Source organism: Micromonospora sp. NPDC007271 (assembly GCF_040634005.1).
In the GTDB taxonomy this organism is placed as follows: domain Bacteria; phylum Actinomycetota; class Actinomycetes; order Mycobacteriales; family Micromonosporaceae; genus Micromonospora.
In genome coordinates this window covers 1-6,740 of the sequence record NZ_JBEYER010000049.1, presented here as the reverse complement: position 1 = coordinate 6,740, position 6,740 = coordinate 1, and the positions used below count along the sequence as shown (strand labels likewise).

Genomic DNA, 6,740 nt, shown 5'->3' with positions numbered 1-6,740 from the left:
AGCCAGCCGGCCGCAGCCCGGCCCAGCGAACCCGCCGCGCCCCCACCAAGCCAGCCAGTGGCACCCCCGCCCAGCGAACCGGTCGCACCCCCGCCGAGCCAGCCAGTGGCACGCGAGCCCAGCGAACCGGCCGCGCCCCCACCAAGCCAGCCGGCCGCAGCCCGGCCCAGCGAACCCGCCGCGCCCCCACCAAGCCAGCCGGCCGCAGCCCGGCCCAGCGAACCGGCCGCACCCCCGCCGAGCCAGGCGGTCGCAGCCCGGCCCAGCGAGCCGACGACGCCCGCGCCGAGCCGGCCAGTGGCACTCCCGCCCAGCAGCCCCGGACCGGGGAGCGGCGACGCCACCGCCAGCACGACGGGCACCCCGGAGCAGGCCGGCGCACCGACCGAGGCGACCCGGGTCGAGCCGGCACCGCACCCCCGGCACCGCGCCCTACCCGACCCCGGGCGGGACGCCCGCTGGAACGCCTTCGCCAACGCCCGCCGTGCCGCACCGGTCGTCCCGGACGCCGGGCAGGCCGGCGGCCAGGACACCGACCCCGATGCGATGGGCCCTGCGGAGACAAGGGAGCCGGGCGGCGGGATGCTGAAGTTCCGGCGTGGTCTGTTCCGGCGCAATCGGGCCAAGGACGGCGGGCCGGTTGAGACCGGCCGGGGCGACCACGAGACGGAGCCGCTGGCGGAGCAGGACGAGGAGTACGTCGACTGGGTCGCGGGGCTCGCGTCGGATGCCGACGGGGAGAGGATCCGCACGCGGCGCACCGGCCGCCACCACCGCGACTGACCCGACGACCGGGCCGACCGTGTAGAGCCGGCCGGGCCCGCTCGTCTGGCCAGGCCAGGGGCAGGTAGACCTGGCCGGCGGTGGGTACGGGCCGGTGGCGAGCAGGTGGACGGTGCGCCGTCGAGCGGGCCCAGCCCGGCGATGATCAGAGTCTTCTCCCGGTGCCCCACCCACCGCAGCCGTACGGCACAACTCTCGAGATCTTGGAAGACTACGGCCCCTCCAGGGGCCGTTTCCTTCCAAGATCTACTGCCGGTTCGGCGGGCGGAGGCGTTGACCGGGGCCCTTCCTTGCCTGCTGTGCGGATGGCGGCGCCCGTATGCGTCTGCCCCGGCACCTTGGGGTGCCGGGGCAGTGCGTGGGGAGTGGTCAGAGGATGGCGTCGAGGGCGGCAAGGTCCTCGTCGGTGGGCTGCCAGGCGCCCGCCTCGGCGTTGGCGCGTACCTGCTCGGGCGTGGTGGCGCCGGCGATCACGGAGGTCACCGCCGGGCGCGCGGCGAGTCCGCCGATGGCCACCTGGAGCATGGAGATCCCGCGCTCCGCCGCGTACGCCTCGATCGCCTCGATGGTGTCCCAGTCCGCCGCGGCGAGCCGCTCGGCGTACCGGCCGCCGCCGGAGAGCCGGCTGCCGGCGGGCGGGGCCTCGCCCCGGTGGTACTTGCCGGTGAGCAGGCCGTTGGCCAGCGGGAAGAACGGCAGCATGCCCAGGCCGAACCGCTCGCAGGCCGGAATGACCTCCGTCTCGACGGACCGTTCCAGCAGGCTGTAGTGGTTCTGCGCCGAGATGAAGCGAGTGCGGCCCTGGGACGACGCGGTCCAGTCGGCGTCGGCGATCTGCCAGCCGGCGAAGTTCGAGTTGCCGAGGTAGCGGACCTTGCCGGCGCGGACCAGGTCGTCCAGCGCGGCGAGCGTCTCGTCGATCGGGGTGTCCGGGTCCGGTTCGTGCATCTGGTACAGGTCGATGTGGTCGGTGCCGAGCCGGCGCAGCGACGCCTCGACGGCGCGGGCGATGTAGCGGCGAGCCCCGCGGGCCCCGAAGTCCGGCCCGTTCAGGCCGTGCATGTCCATGCCGAACTTGGTGGCGACCACCACGTCGTCGCGGTGGCCCTTGAGCGCCTGCCCGAGCAGTTCCTCGGAGCTGCCCTGCGGCTCACCGTAGATGTCCGCGGTGTCGAAGAAGTTGATCCCGGCGTCGAGCGCGGCCTCGACCACCGTCCGGGTGCCGTCGAGGTCGAGCTTGCGGCCGAAGTTGTTGCAGCCGATGCCGACCACGGACACCACGAGCCCGGAGTCGCCCAACCGGCGGTACGTCATCTCAGTCACGAGATCCACCCTATGCCGCCGCGCTGACCAGCATCCGGGTGAGTCGTTCACGACGTCAGCTCGACAGCGCCGCCGAACCCCTCCCGCCACCGACCGCGGCACGCCCGCCACCACACGCTGGCCCGCGCCGGTCAGTCGAGCACGTCGGCGACCAGCCGCCGCGCGGCCGCCAGGGTCCGCGCCAGCTCCTCTGGGTTACGACCGACCTCAGCGAGCAGCCCGTGCGCCCGGGACAGGAAGTCGGGCGGCGCACCGGGCAGCCGGCCGGCCGAGGCGACCATGCCCTTCTCGTTGATCAGCCACCGCCCGGCCCGGCCGTGCAGCGCCTGGACCACGACTCCGACTACCCGGAACAGGCAGCCCGCCACGTACGCACTGTCCCCGGCGGCGGCACCTTTGGCCGCCCCGTCGAGCAGAAAACCCGCTTCCCAACCGCCGGCCACCAGGGCATCGCCCAGCGCGGACGGGTACGCCTGCGTCTCCGACCGCAGCGCGGTCAGCTCCCCCGTCGGGTCGCCGAGCACTCGGCCCAGCGCCACCTCCCCGGCGTACGCGTGCGAGTAGAAGCCGAGCGGGTGCCCAGCCTGTACGCCCACCGTGTAGCGGCCGGCTCGGCAGTCCGCCCAGACGGCGTGCACCCGGTCGAGGTCACGGTAGATCCAGTCCACCGCCACCCCGCCGACGCGCAGCCAGCCTCCGCCGTCGACCCACGGCCCCCAACCGCCTGGCACGGTGAGCTGCGCCTCGGCATCGGCCACGGAGGCGGCGACGGCCCGCAGCCCGGCCACGTCGAGCCGGCCCCGGTAGTAGAGCCCCAGGTCCCAGTCGGAGTCGGGCCGGTGCTCGCCCCGGGCTCGGCTGCCGCCCAACGCCACGGCGATCAGCCCGTCGACCGAGCAGAGCCGGTCGACCAGCTCGCCGTCGATCATGCGATGTCCCAGACCGGCTCGGGGGTCTCCACCACCTCGCCGTCGCCGCCGAACAGCACGAAGCGGTCGAACGAGCGGGTGAACCAGCGGTCGTGGGTCACCGCGACCACCGTCCCCTCGAACGCGGCCAGCCCCGCCTCCAGCGCCTCGGCGGAGGCCAGGTCGAGGTTGTCGGTGGGCTCGTCGAGCAGCAGCAGGGTCGCACCGGAAAGCTCCAGCAGCAGCACCAGGAAACGCGCCTGCTGCCCGCCGGAGAGGGTGCCGAAGCGCTGGTCGCCCTGCCCGGCCAGCTCGTACCGGGAGAGCGCGGCCATCGCCGCGTGCCGGTCCATCCCGGCCCGGTGCTCGTCGCCCCGCCACAGGACGTCGACCAGGGTCTTCTCCATCAGCTCGGGCCGGTCGTGGGTCTGCGAGAAGTGGCCGGGCCGGACCCGGGCGCCGAGGCGGACCACGCCGTCGTGCGCCACGGGCGCGAGCGCCGCGCCCTCGACCGGGATGTTCGCCGGGTCCGGGTCGGTGCCACCGCAGGCCAGCAACCGGAGGAAGTGCGACTTGCCGGTCCCGTTCGCGCCGAGCACGGCGACCCGGTCGCCGTACCAGAGTTCCAGGTCGAAGGGGTAGGTGAGGCCGTCGAGCTCCAGCTGCTCGGCGATCACCGCGCGCTTGCCGGTCCGCCCGCCGGTCAGCCGCATCCGGATGTCCTGGTCCTTCGGGGGTACGGGCGGCGGCCCGGCCTCCTCGAACTTGCGCAACCGGGTCTGCGCCGACTGGTAGCGGGAGGCCATGTCCGAGTTGTACGCCGCCTTCTGCTTGTACATCAGCATCAGCTCGCGCAGCTTCTGGTGCTCCTCGTCCCAGCGCTTGCGGAGCTCGTCGAGGCGGGCGTGCCGGGCCACCCGCGCCTCGTGCCAGCTCGCGAAGCCGCCCGGGTGCACCCAGGCGCTGCCGCCCTCGACGGCGACCACCCGGTCGGCGGTCTGCGCGAGGAGTTCGCGGTCGTGGGAGACGTAGAGCACCGATTTGCCGGACTCGCGCAGCCGGGCCTCCAGCCACCGCTTGCCCGGTACGTCGAGGAAGTTGTCCGGTTCGTCGAGGAGGAGCACCTCGTCCGGCCCCCGGAGCAGCAGCTCCAGGGCGAACCGCTTCTGCTGGCCGCCGGAGAGCGTCCGCACCGGACGGTCCCGGGCGGCGTCCCAGGGCAGGTCGAGGACGATGGTGGCGACGGTGTCGAAGAGCACCTCGGCGTCGTACCCGCCGACCTCGCCCCAGGCGGCGAGCGCGTCCGCGTACGCGAGCTGGGCCTTACCGGCGGCGCTGCTGTACTTGCCGCGGACCTCGGCCGCCCGCATGGCCGTCTCGGTCTCGGCGAGGCGGCGGCCGGCGTCGCGCAGTGCCGGCGGGGCGAGCGCGAGCGCCAGGTCGGCGAGCGTCGAGTCGTCCCCGATCATGCCGATGAACTGCCGCATCACGCCGAGGCCGCCGGAACGGGCGATCGCCCCGGTCTTGACCGGCAGGTCGCCGGCGACCATCCGGAGCAGAGTGGTCTTGCCGGCGCCGTTGGGCCCGACGAGGGCCACCTTGGCCCCCTCACCGACCCGGAACGACACCTCGGCGAAGAGCTCCCGGCCGTCCGGGAGGAAGTGCCCGACCCCTGCCACGTCCACGTATCCCACGCGGGCATCCTGCCCGAGGGACGGGGCGGGGCGACACTCGATTACCGGGTGACCCGCAGCACCCGGTACCCCTTCTGGCTGGCGTGCCGCTCGACCTGCCAGCCCTGCTCGACCAGCCAGCGGTGCAACGAGTCCCCACCGAGGTGTTTGGCGACGACCAGCCAGGCCACCCCGTCCGGGGCGAGCCGGGGCAGCCAGCGCAGCAACAACTCGTGCAGCTCGTCCTTGCCGATCCGGATCGGCGGGTTGGACCAGATCTGAGCGAACCGGACCTCGGCGGGTACCTCGTCCGGCGCGACCGCCCGGACCCGGTCGGCGGCCCCCAGGCGGGCGGCGTTCGCGGCGGTCAGGTCGCGGGCCCGCTCGTTGACGTCGACCGCCCAGACGGTGGCGGACGGCGCGCTGGTGGCCAGTACGCAGGTGATCGGCCCGAAGCCGCAGCCGACGTCGAGCAGCGGGCCGGTGGTGTCGGCCGCCGGCAGCTCGGCCTTGCGCAGCAGGACCGCGGTGCCCGGGTCGAGGCGGGCGGCGGAGAAGACGCCGGCGGCCGAGGCGAGCGTGTAGTCCCGCCCCGCGACGGAGAACTCGACCTCGCGCGGCTGGGCGGCGGTCGTGGGCTCAGCGGTGAAGTAGTGGTCGCCGGTCACGTCGGGCATTGTCGCACCGGCCCGGGGCGCGGTCGGCGACGGTGTGACGGGACCCGACGACGCCACTCCGCTGGAATTTCCCGATATTACCCTCTAAAGGGATAATCGGCCCTACTCTAACCCACATGGTGTATCGGTACGAGTCCGATGAGGACGCCTTCCTGGAGTACCCGAGGCCCGGGTCGAACCCGTCCGTGCCCGGCCCAGCGGCGCCTCCGCCCGCGGGCCCCTCGCCGTCCCGCTTCCCCACCCCGTCGCTGCCGCCGCCGGTCCGGCCCACCCGGCCGGCCGTCGACGTCACCCCGGCCCCGCCCCGACCGGCACCCGCCCCGGCCCGCACCGGCGCATCGCAGCCGCCCGCGGTCTCGCCGCCCGCCCCGACGCCCACCGCGCCACCCCCGCTGTCCGCCGCACCGCCCGCGTTCGACGCCGCGCCGCCCCCGATGCCCACCGCGCCGCCCCCGGTGTCGGCACCTCCGGCGCCCGCCGCGTCGGCACCGTCGAGTTCGGCCCTCCGGGCGACCGACCCGCTGGACCTGTCCCGGTCCCACCCCGGCGCGCCCATGCGTGGCGGCGGCCGGGCCTGGCAGGTGCTGATCGGCAGCGCCGCCGTGCTGGTGCTGCTCGCCCTCTGCGGGTTGGCCGTGGCCACCCTGCTCCAGAACCAGACCGGCACCCCGCCGGCCGCACAGCCGAGCGACCAGCCCGTGGTGGAGCAGTCCGCCGCGGCCGACGGGCGGGACCTCGACTCCCGGGACACCGACCAACTGGCGCTCACCGTCAAGGAGGTCTTCCCGGGCAGGTCGCTGGTGGTCAGCGACGGCCGGCCGGCCTACCAGGTACTCAAGACGCAATCCAGCGGGAGCTGCGCGGTCGCGGCGACCGGCGAGGTCGCCGACCTGCTGACCCGGCTCGGCTGCAGCCAGGTGGTCCGGGCCACCCTGCGCTCCCCCGACGGCGATCACCTGCTCACCGCCGGGCTGCTCAACCTCACCGACGCGGCCAGCGCCCAGCGGGCCCGGGACCGGATCCGGCAGATGCTGGACGAGCGGCAGGGCCGGTTCCAGGGCATGACGGCCGGCGACGACACCGAGGCCGTCGCCAACGCCGCCGCCCGGGTCGGCTGGCAGGTACGCGGCCACTACATCGCCTACTGCCTGGTCACCCGCGCCGACGGGGAACGGATCAGCTCCACCGACGCCAAGACGCGCGAGATCCTGCACGACCTGATCGAGGTCTACCTGAACCGCGGCGTACTGGAGCGCCGGGCGAACGGCGGAGTGGCCAGCCAGCCCACCGCGGGCCCGACCGACGACACCGCCAGCCAGGCCGGGCCACGAAGTACGCGCCGCCGTCGGCCCACCAGGCGCCCTCCAGCTTGCGGC

Annotated in this window: 6 protein-coding genes; 2 read left to right on the top strand and 4 right to left on the bottom strand. The window is 74.6% G+C overall.

From position 1 onward, the window contains the following. The first annotated feature begins 297 nt into the window (after nt 1-297). Nucleotides 298-783 carry a hypothetical protein gene (locus tag ABZ570_RS18695; protein ID WP_358064676.1) on the top strand — a complete coding sequence of 162 codons (486 nt, stop codon included), beginning with the start codon at nt 298-300 and terminating at the stop codon, nt 781-783. A gap of 369 nt (nt 784-1,152) precedes the next feature. Here the strand turns inward: ABZ570_RS18695 and ABZ570_RS18690 are convergent, their stop codons facing one another. The 4 genes from ABZ570_RS18690 to ABZ570_RS18675 all read right to left on the bottom strand — a co-directional run bounded on the left by ABZ570_RS18690 (nt 1,153) and on the right by ABZ570_RS18675 (nt 5,355). After that, nucleotides 1,153-2,115 carry an aldo/keto reductase gene (locus ABZ570_RS18690; RefSeq protein WP_358064673.1) on the bottom strand — a complete coding sequence of 321 codons (963 nt, stop codon included), beginning with the start codon at nt 2,113-2,115 and terminating at the stop codon, nt 1,153-1,155. Between the two features lie 122 nt (nt 2,116-2,237). Beyond that, on the bottom strand, nt 2,238-3,035 hold the full coding sequence (locus tag ABZ570_RS18685; RefSeq protein WP_358064670.1) for a nucleotidyltransferase domain-containing protein: 798 nt from the start codon (nt 3,033-3,035) through the stop codon (nt 2,238-2,240). Next, the gene (locus ABZ570_RS18680; RefSeq protein WP_358064667.1) at nt 3,032-4,708 is read right to left on the bottom strand and encodes an ATP-binding cassette domain-containing protein; all 1,677 of its coding nucleotides are present in this window, start codon (nt 4,706-4,708) and stop codon (nt 3,032-3,034) included. The genes ABZ570_RS18685 and ABZ570_RS18680 overlap by 4 nt, the downstream gene beginning before the upstream one ends. Before the next feature lie 41 nt (nt 4,709-4,749). After that, nucleotides 4,750-5,355, bottom strand: coding sequence for a methyltransferase (locus ABZ570_RS18675; RefSeq protein WP_358064664.1), 606 nt, complete (start codon nt 5,353-5,355; stop codon nt 4,750-4,752). Between the two features lie 125 nt (nt 5,356-5,480). Between ABZ570_RS18675 and ABZ570_RS18670 the strand changes: the two genes are divergently transcribed. Beyond that, nucleotides 5,481-6,740, top strand: a 1,260-nt coding sequence (locus tag ABZ570_RS18670; RefSeq protein WP_358064661.1) for a hypothetical protein, incomplete at its 3' end; no start/stop codon positions are given.